The organism is Rhizobium sp. Root274, assembly GCF_001429245.1.
Classification (GTDB): domain Bacteria; phylum Pseudomonadota; class Alphaproteobacteria; order Rhizobiales; family Rhizobiaceae; genus Allorhizobium.
In genome coordinates this window covers 134,403-154,783 of record NZ_LMJE01000009.1, presented here as the reverse complement: position 1 = coordinate 154,783, position 20,381 = coordinate 134,403, and the positions used below count along the sequence as shown (strand labels likewise).

The following is a 20,381-nucleotide window of genomic DNA, read 5'->3' as shown; positions in this document are numbered from 1 at the left end:
GGATCAGCCAGCCGCCGCCTGCACGTCCTCGACGACAGCGCCGAAATTCCATTCATGCAAGCCGATGACGACGATGCGCGTCTCGCGCGTTTCGCCCGATGTCCAGGGACGGTCGAAATAGGTGTCGATGCGGGTGCCGACCGCTTGGATGACGAGGCGCATCGGCTTGCCGGGCACGTCGATGAACCCCTTGAGGCGCAGGATGTCGTGCTTCGTGATGACCGGCTTCAGCTGGTCAATGAAATGAGAGGGATCCTTGATGGCGCCGAGCTTCAGGACAAAGCTTTCGAATTCGTCGTGATCGTGATGGTGCTCGTGGTCTTCGCCTGAGGCATGCAGCGCCTCGTGCTCCAGTTCGTGATGAGACTTGCGGTTGTCGATATCATCTTCGGTGCTAGCGCCAATGCCGAGCAGGACGAGCGAGGGCACCTCGCCGTTCTTTGCCTCGATCATCGAGGGCTTGCGGCTGGTGCGTCCGGTGACTTCCGCACGCACGGCGGCGATGCCGGCAGCATCGAGCAGGTCAGTCTTGTTGAGAACAATGAGGTCGGCGCAGGTCAGCTGGTCCTCGAACAGCTCCTCGATCGGGCTCTCGTGGTCGACGCTGTCGTCCTCGGCGCGCTGGGCAGCGACCGCGTCATGGTCATCGGCGAAGCGACCTGCGGCAACAGCTGCGCTGTCGACCACGGTGACGACACCGTCGACCGTCACGCGGGTCCGGATGTCGGGCCAGTTGAAGGCCGCGACCAGAGGCTGCGGCAAAGCGAGCCCGGAAGTTTCGATGACGATGTGGTCCGGCTTCACGTCGCGGTCGAGCAGCTTCTGCATGGTCGGCACGAAGTCGTCAGCGACGGTGCAGCAAATGCAGCCGTTGGTGAGTTCGATGATGTCGTCCTCGGTGCAATTGTCGGCGCCGCAACCTTTCAGCACGTCGCCATCAACGCCAAGATCGCCGAATTCGTTGATGATCAGCGCGATCTTTTTGCCCCCCGCGTTCATCAGCATGTTGCGGATGATGGTGGTCTTGCCGGCACCAAGGAATCCGGTGATGACGGTGGCGGGGATCTTCTGCTGCAACATGGTTCAACCCTTCATTTTCAGCGGCAGTCCGGCCGCAACGAAATAGACTTCAGCCGCATGGGCGGCAATCAATTGGTGGAGGCGGCCGGCATGGTCGCGGAAGGCGCGGGCCATCTTATTTTCGGGCACGATGCCGAGGCCAACCTCATTGGAAACGAAGATGACGGCTGTCTGAAGGCGAGAGAGTGCCGCTGCGAGCGCTACGCCCTCAGCGTCGACGTCACGGCCCTCTTCCATCATCAGATTGGTGACCCAGAGCGTCAGGCAATCGACAAGAATGACCCGCCCTGGCTGGTCGAGCGTCTTCAGCGCACCGATCAGGTCCAGCGGCTCTTCATGGGTTAACCAGCCGTCCTCGGCGCGGTCCGCCTTATGCGTGGCGATGCGGGTCCGCATCTCGTCGTCCCAGGCGCGGCCGGTGGCGAGATAGAAACGCTGAAGACCGGTCTCGCGTGCCATGGCTTCGGCAAATCGCGATTTGCCCGAGCGTGCGCCACCGAGAACAAGAATGGATCTGGAATGGGGTGCCGTCATGGGTGACTGCCGCCAACAGCAAACGGCGTGACTACTCTGGACTGCGCAAGGCATGCACCACCCGCTGTCGCAAAAGGCGCGGTCATCCAGGCCACCGGCACAAACGGCCAAGCCCCTTTGCGGGACCTCAAAGGCCCGCATTTTTCAAACGTCGCCAAGACAACCTCCGTGTTGGCAACGGGGATTTCTCCCCAGGTGGGCACGATGCCCGTCACGGACGGCAGGTCTCCTGGCTCGCAGGTCGTGGCACGGATGCCAGCGGGTCTTCCTCGCCTTCCCGGGGTGTGGCGCGATACGAGAGGCGGACGATTCGTAGACGAAGAGGCGTCCTGCCCCGGCTATTCGTATCGCCACTCCAGTGGCTTTTTCCACCCTTAGCACTCCCCGGCCGACCGCACCACGCGATCCGTCGCCATCGATTACCTCGGGCGGAATGGAAGACCCTCTCTGCAATACAGTCGCGGGGTCGGCTGCGTTCGGCCTGCCCTGATTGGGTCCAGGCCTTCGCATTCCCTTTTGCTCTTCGGGCAGCCTGTCTGCTGACCGAAAACCATCCGCGAAAAGGATTAGGCGTCGCCATGCGCCAAGTCAATCGCGCTGACGACACCGATCGGTCGAGCAGCGTCGACCGATCGCATGGCCCGCCACTTACGGCTTTGGCGTGAGGCAATCGGTCGCCACGGTCGGATCGCAGCCGCCACCGAGGCGAACGGTGCCGCTGGCTCCCTGCTCAACCGTCGTGCCGGGTTTCGGCTCCGACACTGGAAGGGCGGGTTGGTCCGGATAAGCGGGCTTTTCCACCGTGGTAACCGGCAGAACCGGTGGCGCTGCCATCTCAACGGGCGCCGGTTTCGGGGCTGCGGGTGGCGTCGGCACGGCTGGGGCGGCGGCGACTGCCGGTTTGGCGGGAGCGGATCGCCCACTCACCAAGGGCGTGGCGCGAGGCGTCGGCGTGGAGGGCATTTCCGGATCCGTCTTCAACCGCGTGGAAAGCGTCTTCGGTGCGGGCACGCTGCGGACCAAGGGATGGGCGAGCGAAAAGTCGAACCGGATGCGGGCGGCGATTTCCTCGGCCAGTGCGCCAAGGGCAAAGCGGGGATCGTCGGTCGGGGCGTTGACGACATATTTCCCCTCGGCGACGGGCTCACCCGTATCGACGGAAGTGGCTGTCACGGTGAAATGGGCGCGCTCCATCCGGCGCCTTGCGCCTTCGCCATGGTCGAGACGGTCGATCTTGACCATCAGCACGACCCGTTCTGCCCCTTGCGGCGGCCTCGTCGCGGCGATGGCGGCAGAGACCCGTGCATCCACACCGGCAATCAAGTCCAGCGGCAGACGCGCATCGGCGATGACCATGACGTTGCGGACGTAATAGACCAGAGGTCTCGGAAACATGCGGGCCTGGATGCTCGCACAGGACGCCAGGCACAGGACGAGCCCAAACGCGATTGCGGTGCGCAGACTGCGAGCTGACATGACGACTCCGGCGGTGATTCTGTCCGCCAGAGCATCGGTCATTTATGGTTAGTGCCGAGTTAACTTGCCGGATCCAGCGCGGCGAACAGGGCAGCTGCGGCGGCGACTTCGGCGTAGCGAGACTCGCGGCGCGCCTCGGCCTCCTCGTCGCTGCCCCAATGCTCGCTGGTCCAGTCCTCGTCGACATGGGCAAGCGTCCAGACGGTATCGAGATCGAACGCGCCCTCTGCAAAGGCGAGCGCGAGCACGGCCGAACCGGTCAGCGTGGTGACGACGTTGAGACAAGAGATCCGAAACGCGTCACGATAGGCTTCGAGTGCTTTCGCATAGGCTGCAATCGCGGCCGCCGGCTGTTCCTGGTGCATCACGCCTTCAACGAGGATGAAGCGTGCCTGATGCGCCGTCGCTGCCCAGGCGAGCACCGGATCCCAGTTTTTCGCCTGGCGCTCGATCAGTTCTTTCGGGGCATCGGCCCGGTAGCAGAGGAGGTCACTGCCCGCAAAACGCACGATCTCGTCGAACACTTCGTCGAGGCTGTTGGCCACAGCGTCGATTGCCGTGTTGGCAAGCTTGGTGATCGGCATTGTGGCGGGGTTGATGTGCTCGCCCTGGGCTGCCCATTCGGCCACCACCAGTTCTGCTGCCTCGCGAGTCGGCAAGGTCAAGGTGTTCTTTGCCGGCGTTTTCACGGCCTTGCCATCGAGCAGGATTGAGAAACCCTCCTGCCCTTCCGCAATTGCGGCCTCCTGATAGAAGCGCTTCGGCAGCGGACGTTTCATCTGGATCTGGGCGCGGCGCACCGGATCCTCGTGGCTGTGCTCCGGGATAAAGGTGCCGAAAATGTCCTTGTCGAGCTCGTCGCGCATGAGGTGCTCCTAGAGCAATTCCAGCAAAAGCGCGAAGCCGTTTTGTGGCCGGAATTGCGTAAAAACAAAGAGGTAGAGCATTGATAGCGATTATGTTTTCGCCGAAAATGCTCTAGTGAATATAGGCCAGAAGATCGGCCGGCCGCTCAACCACAGCATCGGCCCCTGCCCTCCAGAGATCGTCGATGGCCGCATAACCCCAGGCGACACCGATGGCGGTCGCACCTGCGGCTTTCGCCATCTGCATGTCATAGACAGCGTCGCCGATAACGATGGTTTCGCTGGTTGCGATACCGGCTTCGTCGCAGCATTCGCTGACCATCGCCGGATGCGGCTTTGACGGGCAGTCGTCCGCTGTGCGGCAGAAGAGGAAATGGGGTTTTAGTCCATGCCCTTCAAGAATCATTTCCAGACCCCGGCGTGATTTGCCTGTGACGGCGCCAAGCCACACATCGTCGCGGGCGATCAGGGCGTCCAGCACTCCGCGAATGCCCTCGAACATGGTTTCACCGAAACCGGAGGTGCGGCGCACCTCTGCAAAGATCGCCTTATAATGTGCGGCCATGGCGACCGCCTCGTCATCGGCATGCGGCTTGCCGTCCATGCGGGCAATCGCGATGTCGAGGGTCAGGCCGATGATCGACTTGGTGGTGGCGAAGGCCGGTTCGGGCTTCTTGAAGTCGCGGAAGGTATGGCGCATGACCTCGTGGATCAGCCCCGCACTATCGACCAGCGTGCCGTCGCAATCGAAGAGGACAAGCTTCATTCGGCGTCCCTGTCACCATCCCGCTGATCGAAGCCGAGCAGGTTCCAGCTCTGCACCATGTGGGGCGAGAGAGGAGCAGTCACCTTCAGGCGACCACCATTGGGATGCGGCAGGTCGATGAAGCGCGCATGCAGATGCAGGCGCTTCTGGATGCCGCCGGGAAAATCCCAATTGTGGTCGTCGATGAAATATTTGGGGTCACCGATGATCGGATGGCCGATATGGAGTGCATGGACGCGCAACTGATGGGTGCGGCCCGTATAGGGCTCCATCTCAAGCCAGGCGAGGTTCTGGGCGGCGGTGTCGACGACACGGTAATAGGTCACCGCGTGGTCGGCGCCCTCCTCGCCATGCTTGCAGACCCGCATGCGGTCGCCCTCGTCGGTCTGGTCCTTGGTCAGCCAGGTTGAGATCTTGTCCTCGTGTTTGCGCGGGACGCCCTTCACCAGAGACCAGTAGATCTTCTTGGTGTCGCGCTCGCGGAAGGCGGCCGTCAGCTTCTGGGCGGCACCACGCGTGCGGGCAACGACGAGCACGCCCGATGTGTCACGGTCGAGGCGGTGGACCAGACGCGGCTTCTCGCCCTTCTTGCTGGTCCAGGCTTCGAGCATCTGATCGATATGGCGGTTGAGGCCGGAGCCCCCTTGGACGGCAAGGCCGGCCGGCTTGTTCAGAACGAAGACCTTTTCGTCCTCGTGCAGCAGCATGCGCGACAGAAGTTCATGGTCATCACCATGCTTCAGGTCGTGGCTGGACATCGGTCCGGTCTTCTTGGCGTCGACTTCCATCGGCGGAATACGCACGACCTGGCCGGGCTGCACGCGCGCGTCCGTCTTGACGCGGCCACCATCGACGCGAACCTGGCCGGAGCGCAGCAGTTTCTGCAGGGCGCCGAAGCCGAGACCCGGATAATGGATCTTGAACCAGCGGTCGAGGCGCATGCCGGCCTCGTCTGCCTCCACGGTAATATGTTCGATGCCAGCCATCTGGGTTCTTTCATTCTGCAAGCGGGCAGAGCCCTTTGTCCGGAGCCTTTAGTTGATTTCGGCGCGGAAGGGAAAGCAGAAATGAAACTGGCGCCTGAGAACCGGCTCCAGCCCGGTGGTAGCCGTGCAAAAGAAAGCCTCAGGTCTTTGCCGCTACACGGAAGTCCTCGACGAAAGCGGCGAGTGCTTCCCAGTCGGTGAATTCGTGGTCACGGCTGACGTCGGTCGGGGCGTTCTCCTGCCCGGCCAGTCGTTTCATCATCCAGCGCTTGAAGAAATCATATTCGCTGTAGCGCAGCGCGCCGGCTGCGTGGTGCACCAGACCGGGTGCCCAGCCGGTCTCGGACAGCAGGCCGCCTGGGAAGTGCCGTGCCTCTTCACGTTCCTCCTCCAGTTCACTGCGGATCAGCAACGTGACCGAGACGAAGGCAGACGGCACGCTGTTCAGCCACGATGCCTCCTGACGAACGAAAGCGACGAAGGAGGCTGGATATCGTGCCGCATGGATCGGCGCGCAGAGGATCGCGGCTTCGGGATGGCCGACGGCATATTCGCCGCCAAGGCCGATGTCGAACAGCAGAGCCCGGTCTCCGGCCGCCTCAATGTCCGCCGCTATCGTTTCGGCGATCCTGCGCGACTGGCCTTCCACGGTGGCATATCCGACAAGAATGATCATGGCTTGCTCCTTTGAGAGGGGACTAACCGGACATTACCAGCCCCTCCCGAGGACGCCTTGATCTGCCGCAAAGGTACCTGACTGGCACCTCTACCCATCAGAATCCCCTTCCCTAAAGCTTTATTCAAATTTTCTTATTCGACTTAAAGATGCATAGATACCCGTGGTTTATTCTAATGTCATTATGTAACTGCGGAACACGCCCATGACACAGGTTGTCACAGTCTCTGCCAATACAGCCGCTTATGCGATGGAGCCGATCAAGCCGCCGCAGCGGGTGTCGCGCTCGTCCTATGTCGAGGACCATACCCGGGTTCTGGCCGAAAAGGCGGCGCGAGGCGACGACCTGCGTCTGCGGGCCCTGGTGAGCGTCGTGCAACCCCCGGCTCTCGCGCTCTATTTCCTGACGTCAAGCCAACAGCGTCTGGAGCAGGCGACGCTCAAGGATACGATCGAGGCTTACAAGAACTCGGTCGCCTGACCCCATAACATCCTGAATGCAAAAAACCGCGACCGTTGCCGGCCGCGGTTTTTGTTATTTCAGACTGTATTCTTTGGATCACTTGGCCTTGGCCGGACCGACGGGCAGCACCACGTCAACCTTGCCGGCCTTCTCGAAGGTCAGCGTGACCTTCACCGTCTGGCCTTCTTGGAAGGGGCGCGCCACCTTGAAGAACATCATGTGCAGGCCGCCGGGCGTGAGTTCAACGGTTTGACCGGCCGGAACGGGAACGCCGTCCGGCAACTGGCGCATCTTCATGACGTCGCCCTGCATGACCATCTCATGCAGCTGCACCTCGCCGGCGCGGTCCGATGTCGCGGAAACGAGCCTGTCGTCTGCGCTGCCCTTGTTCGTGATGGTGACGAAGCCGCCACCGACAGGCTGTCCCGGCAGCATGGCCTTGGTGAAGCCCGCCGTCAATTCGAGATCGCCGACGGTTACAGCTTCGAAACCGCCCGGATCCATGGCTGCCATATGATCCCCATGCCCGGCATGGGCGTCGTGACCAGCATGGCCTGCATGCCCGGCAGCCACCTGATCTCCATGGGCTGAGTGCCCGGAATGGGCATCTGCTGCTGCTTCCACCAATTGCAGCACCGGCGCAGGCTCTTTCAGGTCATGGGGGTTCTGGCCAGCAGCCGGAATCTCTTCCCACGAGACCTTGCCGTCAGTACCGCAGAGCTGCACGGTCGGGAATGCAAGGCCTGTGGCCGGATCACCGGCGGCAATCTTTCCGTAGACGGTGAAGGTGTCGTAAAACTCGTCCGGCAGGTCGCCATTCTTGAAGCGGATTTCAACCGGGCCGGACTTCACGTCCTTGCCGTGATTGTCATAGCTCTTCTGGTAATCCCCCTGGATCACCTCGATCTCCCAGCCGGGCTTAACCATGGGCTTGGCGGCGATGAAGCCTTCGGGCAGCTTGATGCGGACTTCGTTGGTCGCCTTGCCATCGCAGCCATGCGGGACCTGCAAGGTGGCGGCAACATAGGAGCCGATCGCCACCGGTCCGTTGGCAAAGGTGGCATGGGCAAAGGCCGAGCCGGTCGAGGCAAGGGCGACGAGGCTGGTGGCAACAATCAATCGGGTGTTCATGGTCATTCTCCGTACCGCGGCGTTCACGACCTGCGGCGATGTCGATTCGTTTAAACTCGTTCGAACAATCAGGCGGAGAGTGGTGGCCCGCGCAGGCGCGGACGGTCGAGCGGGTAGGCGGAGCGGACGAGCGGTTCCGGCGGCGTGATCTTGCCGAGGCTGGCAAAGGTGCTAAGGAGCCCGGCCTGATCTGCCGGGGGCGGTAGAACAACAGCTCCCGCAAGGCGGCAGGCTTCACAGTCGCCGGAGGCGTTTGCGTGTTTCTGTCCCTGGTCGGCGATGCAGAGATCGGCGAATGTGCCGTCGGGCAGGCTGTAAGCGACCGAGAGCACATCCGTCGCAATGGCTGCCGGAGTGCGATGGGCAAAGCCGACCGACAGGAAGACCATGGCGCAGAAAATGCGCAGGATCATCATCCGTGTCGTGAGCGTCTGTCTCATCGTCTTCCCCGTTCGATCCCTGCTTTATCTCGATGCATGGTCCAAGCCAAGCGGCGAGATGACGCGGGAAACGATCTTCGCCTTGGGATTTGCGCCAGCGCAAACAGCTAGGCCATGCGACAAATATTTGCTCGCAAGCGACGCGGCCTCTTGCCAAGCCCCCATGTCGGCGGATAATGCCGACATGACCTTGTTGGGAGAAACCGGTTCAATCCGGAGCCGAAGGAGCAACCGCCCCGGAAACTCTCAGGCAAAAGGACCACAAGGCGTCGACTGCACTCTGGAGAGAGGCCCGTTTCCAAAGCGGACCAAGCCGAAGGGATAACAATCTCAGGCACAAGGACAGAGGGGGCTCATGAACCGGCACAACCGTGCCCAGACTTGAGCAAGCGCGCTAGCGCGAAACCCGGAGGCGACGTCTTGGACGATCAGACCCAACTGAAACGCACCCCCCTTTACGATTTTCATGTGTCGCTCGGCGCCAAGATGGTGCCCTTTGCCGGTTACGACATGCCGGTACAGTATCCGGCCGGCGTGTTGAAGGAGCATCTGCATACCCGTGCCGCCGCCGGCCTGTTCGACGTTTCCCACATGGGCCAAGTCGAGCTGGTTGCCACCTCCGGCGCGTATGAGGACGCCGCCAAGGCGCTGGAAACGCTGGTTCCCGTCGATATCCTCGGCCTGAAGGATGGGCGCCAGCGCTACGGTTTCTTCACCGACGACAATGGCGGCATCCTCGATGACCTGATGATTTCGCGGCTCGGCGAACGCCTGCTGGTCGTGGTCAATGCCGGCTGCAAGGATGCCGATATTGCGCATCTGCGGGCGAATCTTCCCGATGGTGTTGAGGTTCTCGTGCATGACGACCGGGCGCTTCTCGCGCTGCAGGGACCGAAAGCGGAAGCGGTCTTGTCGGCACTCAATGGTGACGTCGCATCGATGAAGTTCATGGATGTGCGCGAGTTTACCCTCAGCGACATCCATGCCCTCGTCTCCCGTACAGGTTATTCCGGCGAAGACGGCTATGAGATCTCGGTCCCCGCAGACCGTGCCACCGAACTCGCCAAGGCGCTGCTCGACCAACCCGACTGTCAACCGATCGGACTTGGCGCCCGCGATTCGCTGCGTCTTGAGGCGGGCCTTTGCCTCTACGGCAACGACATCGACACGACCACGTCTCCCGTCGAAGCCTCGATCGAATGGGGAATCCAGAAGGTCCGCCGCTCGGGCGGCGCTCGCGAAGGCGGATTTCCGGGTGCGGCTCGCATCCTCCGCGAACTTGACAATGGCACCTCCCGCCGCCGCGTCGGTTTGAAGCCCGAGGGTAAGGCCCCTGTGCGTCCGCCAGCCAAGCTGTTTGCCGATGCAGAAGGCAAGACCGAGATCGGTCACGTCTCCTCCGGCGGCTTTGGCCCGAGCGCCGAGGGCCCAATTGCCATGGGTTATGTGCCGACGGCCTTGGCCGAGCCCGGCACCCAAGTCTTTGCGGAGGTACGTGGCAAATATCTCCCCCTCACCGTCACCGCGCTTCCTTTCGTTACCCCCACCTACAAACGCTGAAAAATCTCCGGAGAGAACCATGCTGAAATTCACCGCTGAACACGAATGGCTGAAGATCGAAGGCGATGTCGCAACCGTCGGCATCACCACGCATGCCGCCGGCCAGCTCGGCGATCTCGTCTTCGTCGAACTGCCGGACGAAGGTTCAAGCTTCAAGAAGGATGGCACCGCCGCGACCGTCGAGAGCGTCAAGGCAGCCTCCGACGTCTACTGCCCGCTCGATGGTGAAGTGGTCGAGATCAACCAGGCGATCGTCGACGATCCGTCGCTGGTCAATTCCGATCCGGAAGGCGCTGCCTGGTTCTTCAAGCTGAAGCTCGCCAATCCCGCTGACGCCGACGCGCTGCTCGACGAGGCTGCCTACAAGGAGCTGATTGCGTAATGACAACGGAATTCCAGTTCACGGATTACGATCCTTACGACTTCGCCAATCGGCGTCATATCGGCCCCTCGCCGGCCGAAATGACCGAGATGCTGAAGGTGATCGGTTATCACTCGCTGGACGAGCTGATTGACGCCACCGTCCCCGGTTCGATCCGCCAGAAGGTGCCGCTCACATGGGGGGCCGCCATGACCGAGCGCGAGGCGCTCGACAAGCTGCGCGAGACGGCGAACAAGAACAAGGTGCTGACCTCGCTGATCGGCCAGGGCTATTACGGCACCATCACGCCGCCGGTCATCCAGCGCAACATCCTGGAAAACCCGGCCTGGTACACGGCCTACACACCCTACCAGCCGGAAATCAGCCAGGGCCGTCTCGAGGCGCTCCTCAACTTCCAGACCATGGTGACGGATCTCACCGGTCTCGACGTGGCGAATGCTTCGCTGCTCGATGAAGCCACTGCTGCCGCCGAAGCCATGGCGCTGTGCCAGCGCAGCGCCAAGACTAAGGCCACCGGCTTTTTCGTCGACAAGGACTGCCACCCACAGACCATCGCCGTCATCCAGACACGCGCGGAACCGCTCGGCTGGACCGTTACTGTCGGTGACCCCTTCACCGATCTCGATCCGACCGAAGTCTTCGGCGCCATCTTCCAGTATCCGGGCACACATGGGCATGTGCGCGATTTCTCCGGCCTGATTGCCCGGCTGCACCAGACCGGTGCGCTCGCCGCCGTCGCCGCCGACATCCTTGCTCTGCTACTGCTCAAATCACCCGGCGAAATGGGTGCAGATATCGCTATCGGCTCCACCCAGCGCTTTGGCGTGCCGATGGGGTATGGCGGCCCGCATGCGGCCTATATGGCGGTCAAGGACGCGATCAAGCGCTCCATGCCTGGCCGTCTGGTCGGCGTCTCCGTCGATGCCCGCGGCAACCGCGCCTATCGCCTCTCGCTGCAGACCCGCGAACAGCATATCCGCCGCGAAAAGGCGACGTCGAACATCTGCACCGCGCAGGTGCTGCTCGCCGTCATGGCCTCGATGTATGCCGTCTTCCATGGTCCTCAAGGGTTGAAGGCGATTGCCCAGCAGGTGCACCGCAAGACGGTGCTGCTGGCTAAAGGGCTGGAAAAGCTCGGCTATACGATCGAACCGGAAACCTTCTTCGACACGATCACTGTCGAGGTCGGCCACATGCAGGGCCTCGTCCTGCGGGCGGCTGTCGCGGAAGGTGTGAACCTGCGGAAGGTGGGCGAAACCAAGGTCGGCATCGCGCTGGACGAGCGCACCCGTCCGGCGACCCTTGAAGCCGTCTGGCGCGCTTTCGGCGGCAAGTTCACAGTTTCGGAGTTCGAGGCCGATTACCGTCTGCCCAAGGATCTCTTGCGCAGTAGTGATTACCTGACGCATCCGATCTTCCACATGAACCGCGCGGAAAGCGAGATGACCCGCTACATCCGCCGGCTTTCCGACCGCGACCTCGCGCTCGACCGGGCGATGATCCCGCTCGGCTCCTGCACGATGAAGCTGAACGCGACAGCGGAAATGCTGCCGATCACCTGGCCGGAATTCTCCGACATCCATCCCTTCGTGCCAGCCGATCAGGCGCTCGGCTACAAGGAGATGATCGACGATCTCTCGGAAAAGCTCTGCGCCGTCACCGGCTACGACGCGATCTCGATGCAGCCGAATTCGGGCGCTCAAGGGGAATATGCGGGGCTTCTGACGATCCGCGCCTATCACCTTGCACGGGGTGATGCCCATCGCACCGTCTGCCTGATCCCGACATCTGCGCATGGCACCAATCCGGCGTCTGCCCAGATGGTCGGCATGACGGTCGTGCCGGTCAGGTCGAAGGAAAACGGCGACGTCGACCTCGAGGACTTCCGCGCCAAGGCGGAACAGCATGCAGACAATCTCTCCTGCTGCATGATCACCTATCCTTCCACGCACGGCGTGTTCGAGGAGACGGTGCGCGAGATCTGCGAGATCACCCATCAGTTCAGTGGCCAGGTCTATCTCGACGGGGCCAACATGAACGCCATGGTCGGCGTCTCCCGTCCCGGCGACATCGGCTCTGACGTCTCCCACCTCAATCTGCACAAGACCTTCTGCATCCCGCATGGCGGCGGTGGTCCGGGCATGGGACCGATCGGCGTCAAGGCGCATCTCGCGCCCTACCTGCCGGGTCATGTCGTCACCGACGGTCGCCCGGGTGCAGTCTCGGCCGGTCCCTACGGTTCGCCGTCGATCCTGCCGATCAGCTGGTCCTATTGCCTGATGATGGGTGGCGAAGGTCTGACGCAGGCTACGAAGGTCGCGATCCTCAACGCCAACTACATCGCGGCGCGTCTAAAGGGCGCCTATGACGTCCTCTATACCTCAGCCTCGGGTCGCGTCGCGCATGAATGCATCATCGACACCCGGCCGCTGCAGGCGTCTGCCGGCGTGACCGTCGATGACGTCGCCAAGCGCCTGATCGACTGCGGTTTCCATGCGCCAACCATGAGCTGGCCGGTTGCTGGCACGCTGATGATCGAGCCGACGGAATCGGAAACCAAGGCGGAAATCGACCGCTTCTGCGAGGCCATGCTGGCGATCCGCGAGGAAGCCCGTGACATCGAGGAAGGTCGGATGGACAAGGCCGACAATCCGCTGAAGAACGCACCGCACACGGTGGAAGACCTCGTTGGAGAATGGACACGTCCCTATAGCCGCGAACAGGCCTGCTATCCGCCCGGCGCCTTCCGAGTGGACAAGTACTGGTCGTCGGTCAACCGTGTCGACAATGTCTATGGCGACCGGAATCTCGTCTGCACCTGCCCTCCGATGGAGGCTTATGCCGAGGCGGCAGAGTAAAAGCCTCAGTATTGCCACAGGAACGCCGCCCTTGAGGCGGCGTTCTTCATTTGTCGTGACAGATCGACAAGCGACGTGATGGAACGGAATGACCCGCCGACCGTTCTTCTGCTGCTCAACACAGGAGAACAGACATGCGCAATACTCTCATCCTCGCTGGTGCAGCGGCCCTGATGACGCTCGCGGCGTCGGCCAATGCGCAGGACACTGTCATCATTCAGCAGGCCCCGGTCGCAACGCAGTCGACCATCGTCGTTCCGGCACCGGTCGAAACCTATGTCATGCAGCGCGAAGTGCGCTCGGTGCCGTATGAAGGCGACGTCCTCATCGGTCGCGTGATCGACGATCCGGTCGAACTCTATCCGGTCGATGGTTACGAGAACTATTCCTATACGGTCGTCAATGATCGTCGCGTGATCGTCGACCCGCAGACGCGCCAGATCATCCAGATCATCGACTGATCTCGATCACCCCACTTATTTCAGAACCCGGCGCAATGCGCCGGGTTTTTTCGTGCCTTGGCAAAACCGGATCCAACACCTGTGTCGAAACAGGTCATTTGCGAATTTAACGACAAGACTTCGTGAACCAGGGCTCTTCAGGTTTTCCTAATGGGCACAGCGTACAGTCCGGCTCCTAGCTTGAGAAACGCAGGATATCCGGGCCATGAGTCTTTCCGCCGCCATGAACATATCGCTGTCAGGCATGCAGGCCCAGCAGACGCGGATGGCTGCCACAGCCAACAATGTCGCCAATGCCATGACACCGCGATACGACCGGCTTGAAACGCGGTTCTCTAGCGAAGAGAGCGGCGGCGTTTCGGCATCAGTCTCGCCTTCTGGCGCGGACACCTCAGACGAGGGATCGAATGTCGACCTTGCGCAGGAATCCTTGTCGCTGATCGAAAGCGAGATCGGTTTCAAAGCCAATGCCAGCGCGTGGGAAACCGGCGCCGACATGTGGGACGTTCTGATGAGCATCAAGCGCGACTGATCACACGATCCGTGCAAGCGGCGCGGCGATCGCCATCAACGCAACGCCTGCCGCCGCCAGCGGAAGCGGGAGGTTGGCAAGCCTATACTCGGAGCGGCCCGGCTGCTAAGTCGGTCAAAATGGCAGAAGCTGGTCGGAACGGACAGAAGCCGGACCCTGCCCTTACCCGTGTGTCAGCCTTCGTCGTCACCACCGTCATCAGAGCCGCCGTCATCGGCTCCACCATCGTCCGCTCCGCCGTCGTCCGCGCCATCGTCGCCTGCATCATCGGCGCCATCATCAGCGCCGTCATCGCCCTCGTCGACCTCATCGTTGTTGGAGTCGGCCATCTCGTCGCCTTCGGCGTCTTCAGCCGTTCCCTCATCGAGATCGGATTCAGCGGTATCCTCGACCTCTTCGTAGGTCACTTCCTCTGTCTCCTCATAGGAGACTTCAGAGTATTCCTCGGTGACGGACAGCTCTTCCGTGGTGATCTCGGTATAGCTCTCATAGACGCTCATCGCGATGACATAGCCATAGACATAGGTGAGATCGACGAAGTGTTTGCCCTTGGTGCCGGCGGCCGTGGCGGTCACGCCCGGCGCGAGCTTCACGATGGTGAGACCAATAATTTCGGCGCTGTAACCATCGACGGCCAGGATCGCCTCGTTGCCGGGCTCGTCCGAAACGTGGAGGAAATAGACCTGCGCCTTGCGCCGGCTGTCGAGGACCTTCAGGCCCTTCTTCTCCAGCGCGGTCACGATGAAATGTGCCGAGCGCATCTTGTGGGAGTGACCGGCCGCGTGGCCGTAGGTCGGAATTGCGAGATAGGCAAATGTCAACTGTGCGGCGATCATCGACGCCGAAAGTATCTTGCGCATGCGTGTGGTGGTCCCCAGGGGTCTTTCGACAGGCCAGCCGATCCCCTTCATCCGCTGGCCACGAGACCATGACCAAGGCACTAGGGCAAAGTCAAAGCCGGAGCTCTTGGTTCGTCGATACCACCAATTAAGGTTCAGTATCTCAAGCCCTTAGAGCGCTTCAGCACACGCACGGGCTGACCCTTGAACGCAGCCACAAGCACAGATATCAGGCGGAGGCTGTTTCGCGCTGACGGGCAAGCTCCGCCAGATCAGCCGCCTTCAGTTCCACCGATTCGCCGCAGCCGCAGGCCGAGGTCTGGTTCGGATTGTGGAAGGTGAAGCCAGAACGCAGGGTGGTCGTCTCGAAGCCCATTTCGGTACCGAGCAGATAGAGAACCGCCGCCGGATCGATCCAGACACTGGCGCCGTCGCGCTGGATGTGATCGTCTTTGGGATTGGGCTCGGTCACCAGATCGATGGTGTACTCCATCCCGGCACAGCCGCCCTTCTTGATGCCGACGCGGACGCCCTTGGCATCCGGGCCGGAATTTTCCACGATCGCCTTGACGCGCGCGGCAGCCGCATCACTCAGCGTCATCACCTGAAAGCCCATCGGCACTGTCTCCACAACGACCGGGTTCAAGGTCCGGCGTTTCTCGATGCAATGTAAGGGACGCGCCCCTTTGGTTCAATAGCTTAGGCGTGGCAGGACACGTGACGGATGGTCGAAACCGGCTTGATGACGCCTGACGATGATCAATCCGTGGGCAGCGTCACCCGCTCCTAAAACTTGATGTTTGTCAGACGGTTGAGAGGGATCTTCATCGCCTCTGCCGATTGAACAGGATCAAAAATGACGCAGGCTCGCTGCTGATCGGATGCAAACTGCGGCAGATCTCACAGATTTCGTTCCATTTTTTGACCATTCGGTAAATTAATTTTGGAGGCCTGGCACAACCCACTGTCTTCTCATCCTTTTTTCGATTGGCACGCCATTTGCTTCATATCCTGTGACACAAGAACGGTGCGTTCAGCACCTCCAGAAGCGGAGAACAGATATGGAAATCGGCGTCTTTATCCCGATCGGCAACAATGGCTGGCTGTTGTCGGAGAATGCCCCGCAATACAAACCGACCTTCGAGCTGAACAAGGCGATCGCGCTCAAGGCCGAAGAATACGGCTTCGATTTTGCGCTTTCGATGATCAAGCTGCGCGGTTTCGGCGGCAAGACGGAGTTCTGGGACTATAACCTGGAAAGCTTCACGCTAATGGCCGGCCTTGCCGCCGTCACCTCGAAGATCAAGCTCTTCGGCACGGCCGCTACCCTCATCATGCCGCCAGCCATCGTGGCGCGCATGGCCACCACGATCGATTCGATCTCCGGCGGGCGCTTCGGCGTCAACCTGGTCACCGGCTGGCAGCGCCCGGAATACAGCCAGATGGGTCTCTGGCCCGGTGACGACTATTTCTCCGACCGCTACGAATATCTCAGCGAATACACGACCGTCCTGAAAGACCTGCTGACGACGGGCCAGTCGGATCTCAAGGGCAAACATTTCCAGATGGATGATTGCCGGATGAAGCCGATCCCCGAGGGTGACGTCAAGCTGATCTGCGCAGGCTCGTCCAATGCCGGCATGGATTTCTCCGCGAAGTTCGCCGATTACAGCTTCTGCTTCGGCGTCGGCGTCAATACGCCCAAGGCATTCGCGCCGACCAATGAACGCCTGCTTGCGGCCACCGAGAAGACCGGCCGCGACGTCCGCTCCTTTGTACTGACCATGGTGATCGCCGAAGAAACCACCGAAGAAGCCTTTGCCAAGTGGGAGCACTACAAGGCAGGTGCTGACGAGGAAGCCATCAAGTGGCTCGGCCTGCAGAGTGCCGTTGATACGAAATCCGGCTCCGACACCAATGTGCGGCACATGGCGAACCCGGTCTCGGCCGTCAACATCAACATGGGCACGCTGATCGGCTCCTATGCGGAGGTCGCCGCCATGCTGGACGAGATGAGCGAAGTACCCGGCACCGGCGGCGTGATGCTGACCTTCGACGACTTCCTCGAAGGCATCGAGAAGTTCGGCAAGTTCGTCCAGCCGCTGATGAAGAGCCGCTCCCATGTCAACCAGATGCTGGAGGCCGCCGAATGAGCGAGGCCGTTGTTGCAGGCTATCAGCCACGCCCGGAACTGACGAAGAGTGTCACGCTGCCGGCCCGTCCCGAGCCGATCACGCTGAAGCCGTCGGAAACAGCCGTCGTCGTGGTCGACATGCAGAATGCCTATTCGACGGAAGGCGGTTACGTCGATCTCGCTGGCTTCGACATCTCGGGCGCCAAGGGTACGATATCGAACATCAAGAAGACGCTAGATGCGGCGCGCGAAGCGGGAGTTCTGGTCGTCTATTTCCAGAACGGCTGGGATCCTGACTATGTCGAGGCCGGCGGCCCCGGTTCGCCCAACTGGCACAAGTCGAATGCGCTGAAAACCATGCGCAAACGGCCCGAGCTTCAGGGCAAGCTGCTCGCCAAGGGCACCTGGGACTATGCGATCGTCGACGAATTGCAGCCGAAGCCCGGCGATATCCTGGTACCGAAGAGCCGCTATTCCGGCTTCTTCAACACCAATATGGACTCGGTGCTACGCGCCCGCGGCATCCGCAACCTCGTCTTCGTCGGCATTGCCACCAATGTCTGCGTCGAAAGCTCGCTGCGCGATGCCTTCCACCTCGAATATTTCGGCGTCATGCTCGAGGACGCGACCCATCACCTCGGCCCCGACTTCATCCAGCAGGCGACCGTCTACAATGTCGAAAAATTCTTCGGCTGGGTGGCGACCGTCAACGACTTCTGCGGTGCGATCGGACGGGCAGCGCCTGCCGACGCGGCCGAATGATCATCACCATCCAATCCAGGAGAGAGTAAGAATGCCAAAGACCATTGTCGTTCCGGAAGGCACCCAGAAGCCGATCGCCCCCTATTCGCCCGGCGCCCTTGCCGATGGCGTGCTCTATGTCTCAGGGACCCTTCCCTTCGACAAGAACAACGACGTCGTGCATGTCGGCGACGCAGTCGCCCAGACGCGCCATGTACTCGAAACCATCAAGTCGGTGATCGAGACCGCCGGCGGCACGATGGACGACGTCACCATGAACCACATCTTCGTCACCGACTGGGCCAACTATCAGGCCGTCAACAAGGTCTATGCCGAATATTTCCCCGGCGACAAGCCGGCACGCTACTGCGTGCAGTGCGGGCTGGTGAAGCCGGACGCGCTGGTCGAGATCGCGACGGTTGCACATATCGGGAAGAAGTGATGCTCAAGGGCCAGATCGTGGGTAACCCTCTGGCCTGCCGGCCATCTCCCCCACAAGGGGGAGAACGGCTGGGCGCTGATCTCGGCACTCCTCTTTAGGGCACCGTGCTCATCGCTTCCCCAACGCGACATCAGATGACGGCATTACGCTTATGCTCTTCGACCCCCCCCCTTGAGGGGGAGATGTCCGGCAGGACAGAGGGGGGTAGCAACGGCAAGAACGCGGAAAGCAAACACGCATGCATTACGACATCCACGGCCTCACCTCGCCCGATGCGCCGACCATCCTGCTCTCGTCAGGCCTCGGAGGTTCGGGCGGCTATTGGGCACCGCAGATACCTGCCCTGTCACAATGCTTCCGCGTCATCACTTATGACCATCGCGGCTGCGGCAAGACCGGCGGCGCAGTGCCCGAGGTTGGCGGCATTTCGGCCATGGCTGACGACGTGCTGGAGATCGTCGAAACGCTGAAGCTCAAGAAATTCCACTTCATGGGCCATGCGCTGGGCGGTCTGATCGGGCTGGATCTGGCGATCCGTCGGCCGAAACTGATCGAGAGCCTCGTGCTGATCAATGCCTGGAGCAAGGCCGATCCGCATTCCGGACGTTGCTTCGACGTGCGCATCGCGCTTCTGGAAAACGCCGGTGTCGAGGCCTTCGTCAAGGCACAGCCGCTCTTCCTCTATCCGGCTATCTACATGGCAGAAAACCCAGAAAAGATGGCTGCGGAAGAGGCCCATGCGCTCGCCCATTTCCAGGGGCGCGACAACATCCTGCGCCGGATTGCGGCACTGCGTGCCTTCGATGTCGACGACCGCCTCGGCGAGATCCAGACGCCAACGCTTGTCGTCGCCACCCGCGACGACCTGCTCGTCCCCTATTCCCGTTCCCTGCGCCTCGCCGAGGGCATGGCGAACGCAAATCTTGTGCTCACCGTCGCCGGTGGACATGCCGTCAACGTCACCTATCCGCAAACATTCAACAGCGCGGTCCTCGACTTCCTGTCGGGCATCGAACGCGCGTGAAAGGACCTGCCATGCTGGCCACGAAGACCATCGCCCCCGTTGCCTCTACACCGGACAGCGTCTCGCCGGAGAAGAGTGCGGCCTATCGCAATGGCATGGCTCGGCTTGCCGCAGCAGTCACCATCGTCACCACCGACGGCCCCGGCGGTCGTGCCGGCTTTGCGGCAACGGCCGTCACCAGCGTTTCGGACAATCCGCCGACCCTGCTGGTCTGCCTCAACAAAGGGTCTTCCGCCTATCCCGCCGTCAGAGCCAACGGCTTCGTTTCGGTCAACGCACTCTCGGCAGAGCACGAGCCTGTCAGCCGGCTTTTCGGCGGCAAGACGCCGGTCGAGGAACGCTTCGCCTCCGCCACTTGGGAGACAACAGATAGCGGCACGCCGCGCCTCGCAGACGCCCTCGTCTCCTTCGAATGCCGGATCACGGAAGTGCATGACGGCAGCACCCATGACGTGCTGTTCTGCGAGGTTCTCGACGTCACCACCCGCGAGGACGGCCAGGCGCTGGTCTATTTCGACCGAGGCTATCGCACCGTCTAAATGGCTGTGCCCGAACGCAAAACGGCCCGCGCGATGCGGGCCGTTTCGTTAATTGCCTAATTCTCTCAGTACCAGCCGACGGCGACCTGCGCCTCTTCGGACATCCGGTCCGGCGTCCACGGCGGATCAAAGCTCATCTCGACCTCGACGCCCGAGACGCCTTCCACCGAGCCAACGGCGTTCTCGACCCAGCCCGGCATTTCGCCGGCGACAGGGCAACCCGGGGCGGTCAGGGTCATGACGATCTTCACCGTCCGGTCGTCCTCAATGTCGATCTTGTAGATCAGCCCGAGTTCGAAGATGTCGGCCGGGATTTCCGGGTCATAGACGGTCTTCAGCGCCGCGACGATATCATCCGACAGGCGCGCCACTTCCTCCGGCGGGATCGCCGTGTTGATGATGCCTTCGCGGACGTCTGGCTTGGTTTCGGTATCACTCATGATGTTCATTC

At 61.5% G+C, this 20,381-nt stretch carries 23 protein-coding genes and 2 riboswitches; of the genes, 11 read left to right on the top strand and 12 right to left on the bottom strand.

The features are described from left to right. Positions 1 to 3: 3 nt before the first annotated feature. The 7 genes from cobW to ASE36_RS18395 all read right to left on the bottom strand — a co-directional run bounded on the left by cobW (position 4) and on the right by ASE36_RS18395 (position 6,384). Entirely contained in the window at positions 4 to 1,080 is a 1,077-nt protein-coding gene (cobW, locus tag ASE36_RS18425; protein ID WP_062283338.1) for a cobalamin biosynthesis protein CobW, read from the bottom strand. Positions 1,081 to 1,083: 3 nt separating this feature from the next. After that, entirely contained in the window at positions 1,084 to 1,614 is a 531-nt protein-coding gene (gene cobU, locus ASE36_RS18420) for a bifunctional adenosylcobinamide kinase/adenosylcobinamide-phosphate guanylyltransferase (protein ID WP_062283334.1), read from the bottom strand. Positions 1,615 to 1,815: 201 nt separating this feature from the next. Beyond that, positions 1,816 to 2,184, bottom strand: a riboswitch (cobalamin riboswitch). A 78-nt stretch (positions 2,185 to 2,262) separates the two neighbouring features. Further along, the gene (locus ASE36_RS18415; RefSeq protein WP_062283865.1) at positions 2,263 to 3,090 is read right to left on the bottom strand and encodes a hypothetical protein; all 828 of its coding nucleotides are present in this window, start codon (positions 3,088 to 3,090) and stop codon (positions 2,263 to 2,265) included. 59 nt (positions 3,091 to 3,149) lie between these two features. Continuing rightward, positions 3,150 to 3,956, bottom strand: a complete 807-nt coding sequence (locus ASE36_RS18410; RefSeq protein ID WP_062283330.1) for an ATP12 family chaperone protein — start codon at positions 3,954 to 3,956, stop codon at positions 3,150 to 3,152. Between the two features lie 112 nt (positions 3,957 to 4,068). Continuing rightward, entirely contained in the window at positions 4,069 to 4,722 is a 654-nt protein-coding gene (locus ASE36_RS18405; protein ID WP_062283328.1) for an HAD-IA family hydrolase, read from the bottom strand. Further along, a complete protein-coding gene (locus ASE36_RS18400; RefSeq protein WP_062283325.1) occupies positions 4,719 to 5,708 on the bottom strand; it encodes an RluA family pseudouridine synthase in 990 nt (329 codons plus the stop codon). Before ASE36_RS18400 ends, ASE36_RS18405 begins: the two co-directional genes overlap by 4 nt. A gap of 139 nt (positions 5,709 to 5,847) precedes the next feature. Continuing rightward, positions 5,848 to 6,384 (bottom strand): flavodoxin domain-containing protein, encoded by a 537-nt coding sequence (locus tag ASE36_RS18395; protein ID WP_062283322.1) that lies wholly within the window; start codon positions 6,382 to 6,384, stop codon positions 5,848 to 5,850. Between the two features lie 205 nt (positions 6,385 to 6,589). Here ASE36_RS18395 and ASE36_RS18390 point away from each other — a divergent pair, with 205 nt between their 5' ends. Continuing rightward, positions 6,590 to 6,865, top strand: coding sequence for a hypothetical protein (locus tag ASE36_RS18390; protein WP_062283319.1), 276 nt, complete (start codon positions 6,590 to 6,592; stop codon positions 6,863 to 6,865). A 78-nt stretch (positions 6,866 to 6,943) separates the two neighbouring features. On the opposite strand, the gene ASE36_RS18385 is transcribed toward ASE36_RS18390, so the two are convergent. Both ASE36_RS18385 and ASE36_RS18380 read right to left on the bottom strand, forming a co-directional pair. After that, positions 6,944 to 7,978, bottom strand: coding sequence for a copper chaperone PCu(A)C (locus tag ASE36_RS18385; protein ID WP_062283317.1), 1,035 nt, complete (start codon positions 7,976 to 7,978; stop codon positions 6,944 to 6,946). Positions 7,979 to 8,046: 68 nt separating this feature from the next. Next, positions 8,047 to 8,418, bottom strand: coding sequence for a hypothetical protein (locus tag ASE36_RS18380; protein WP_156378712.1), 372 nt, complete (start codon positions 8,416 to 8,418; stop codon positions 8,047 to 8,049). A 184-nt stretch (positions 8,419 to 8,602) separates the two neighbouring features. Further along, positions 8,603 to 8,690, top strand: a riboswitch (glycine riboswitch). Between the two features lie 148 nt (positions 8,691 to 8,838). On the opposite strand from ASE36_RS18380, the gene gcvT reads away from it, so the two are divergent. The 5 genes from gcvT (at position 8,839) to ASE36_RS18355 (ending at position 14,211) form a co-directional block, all read left to right on the top strand. After that, positions 8,839 to 9,978, top strand: a complete 1,140-nt coding sequence (gcvT, locus tag ASE36_RS18375; RefSeq protein WP_062283311.1) for a glycine cleavage system aminomethyltransferase GcvT — start codon at positions 8,839 to 8,841, stop codon at positions 9,976 to 9,978. A 19-nt stretch (positions 9,979 to 9,997) separates the two neighbouring features. Continuing rightward, positions 9,998 to 10,360, top strand: coding sequence for a glycine cleavage system protein GcvH (gene gcvH / locus ASE36_RS18370; protein WP_062283307.1), 363 nt, complete (start codon positions 9,998 to 10,000; stop codon positions 10,358 to 10,360). Next, the gene (gene gcvP / locus ASE36_RS18365) at positions 10,360 to 13,218 is read left to right on the top strand and encodes an aminomethyl-transferring glycine dehydrogenase (protein ID WP_062283303.1); all 2,859 of its coding nucleotides are present in this window, start codon (positions 10,360 to 10,362) and stop codon (positions 13,216 to 13,218) included. The genes gcvH and gcvP overlap by 1 nt, the downstream gene beginning before the upstream one ends. Positions 13,219 to 13,352: 134 nt before the next feature. Next, on the top strand, positions 13,353 to 13,679 hold the full coding sequence (locus ASE36_RS18360) for a DUF1236 domain-containing protein (RefSeq protein ID WP_062283300.1): 327 nt from the start codon (positions 13,353 to 13,355) through the stop codon (positions 13,677 to 13,679). A 205-nt stretch (positions 13,680 to 13,884) separates the two neighbouring features. Next, the gene (locus tag ASE36_RS18355; RefSeq protein ID WP_062283297.1) at positions 13,885 to 14,211 is read left to right on the top strand and encodes a flagellar basal body protein; all 327 of its coding nucleotides are present in this window, start codon (positions 13,885 to 13,887) and stop codon (positions 14,209 to 14,211) included. 173 nt (positions 14,212 to 14,384) lie between these two features. Here the strand turns inward: ASE36_RS18355 and ASE36_RS18350 are convergent, their stop codons facing one another. Both ASE36_RS18350 and sufA read right to left on the bottom strand, forming a co-directional pair. Beyond that, positions 14,385 to 15,071 (bottom strand): hypothetical protein, encoded by a 687-nt coding sequence (locus tag ASE36_RS18350; RefSeq protein ID WP_062283295.1) that lies wholly within the window; start codon positions 15,069 to 15,071, stop codon positions 14,385 to 14,387. A gap of 208 nt (positions 15,072 to 15,279) precedes the next feature. Continuing rightward, a complete protein-coding gene (gene sufA / locus ASE36_RS18345; RefSeq protein WP_062283292.1) occupies positions 15,280 to 15,666 on the bottom strand; it encodes a Fe-S cluster assembly scaffold SufA in 387 nt (128 codons plus the stop codon). Between the two features lie 445 nt (positions 15,667 to 16,111). Here sufA and rutA point away from each other — a divergent pair, with 445 nt between their 5' ends. The 5 genes from rutA (at position 16,112) to ASE36_RS18320 (ending at position 19,930) form a co-directional block, all read left to right on the top strand. After that, positions 16,112 to 17,203: a pyrimidine utilization protein A gene (gene rutA / locus ASE36_RS18340; RefSeq protein WP_062283289.1), complete on the top strand. Its 1,092-nt coding sequence runs from the start codon at positions 16,112 to 16,114 to the stop codon at positions 17,201 to 17,203. Next, entirely contained in the window at positions 17,200 to 17,946 is a 747-nt protein-coding gene (gene rutB / locus ASE36_RS18335) for a pyrimidine utilization protein B (protein WP_062283285.1), read from the top strand. Before rutA ends, rutB begins: the two co-directional genes overlap by 4 nt. A gap of 31 nt (positions 17,947 to 17,977) precedes the next feature. Continuing rightward, positions 17,978 to 18,367, top strand: coding sequence for a pyrimidine utilization protein C (rutC, locus tag ASE36_RS18330; RefSeq protein WP_062283282.1), 390 nt, complete (start codon positions 17,978 to 17,980; stop codon positions 18,365 to 18,367). Positions 18,368 to 18,605: 238 nt separating this feature from the next. Next, complete coding sequence (gene rutD / locus ASE36_RS18325) at positions 18,606 to 19,391, top strand: pyrimidine utilization protein D (protein WP_062283279.1); 786 nt, start codon at positions 18,606 to 18,608, stop codon at positions 19,389 to 19,391. Between the two features lie 14 nt (positions 19,392 to 19,405). Next, positions 19,406 to 19,930 (top strand): flavin reductase, encoded by a 525-nt coding sequence (locus tag ASE36_RS18320; protein WP_413813669.1) that lies wholly within the window; start codon positions 19,406 to 19,408, stop codon positions 19,928 to 19,930. Positions 19,931 to 19,995: 65 nt separating this feature from the next. On the opposite strand, the gene ASE36_RS18315 is transcribed toward ASE36_RS18320, so the two are convergent. Further along, positions 19,996 to 20,370: an SUF system Fe-S cluster assembly protein gene (locus ASE36_RS18315; RefSeq protein ID WP_054160022.1), complete on the bottom strand. Its 375-nt coding sequence runs from the start codon at positions 20,368 to 20,370 to the stop codon at positions 19,996 to 19,998. Positions 20,371 to 20,381 lie beyond the last annotated feature (11 nt).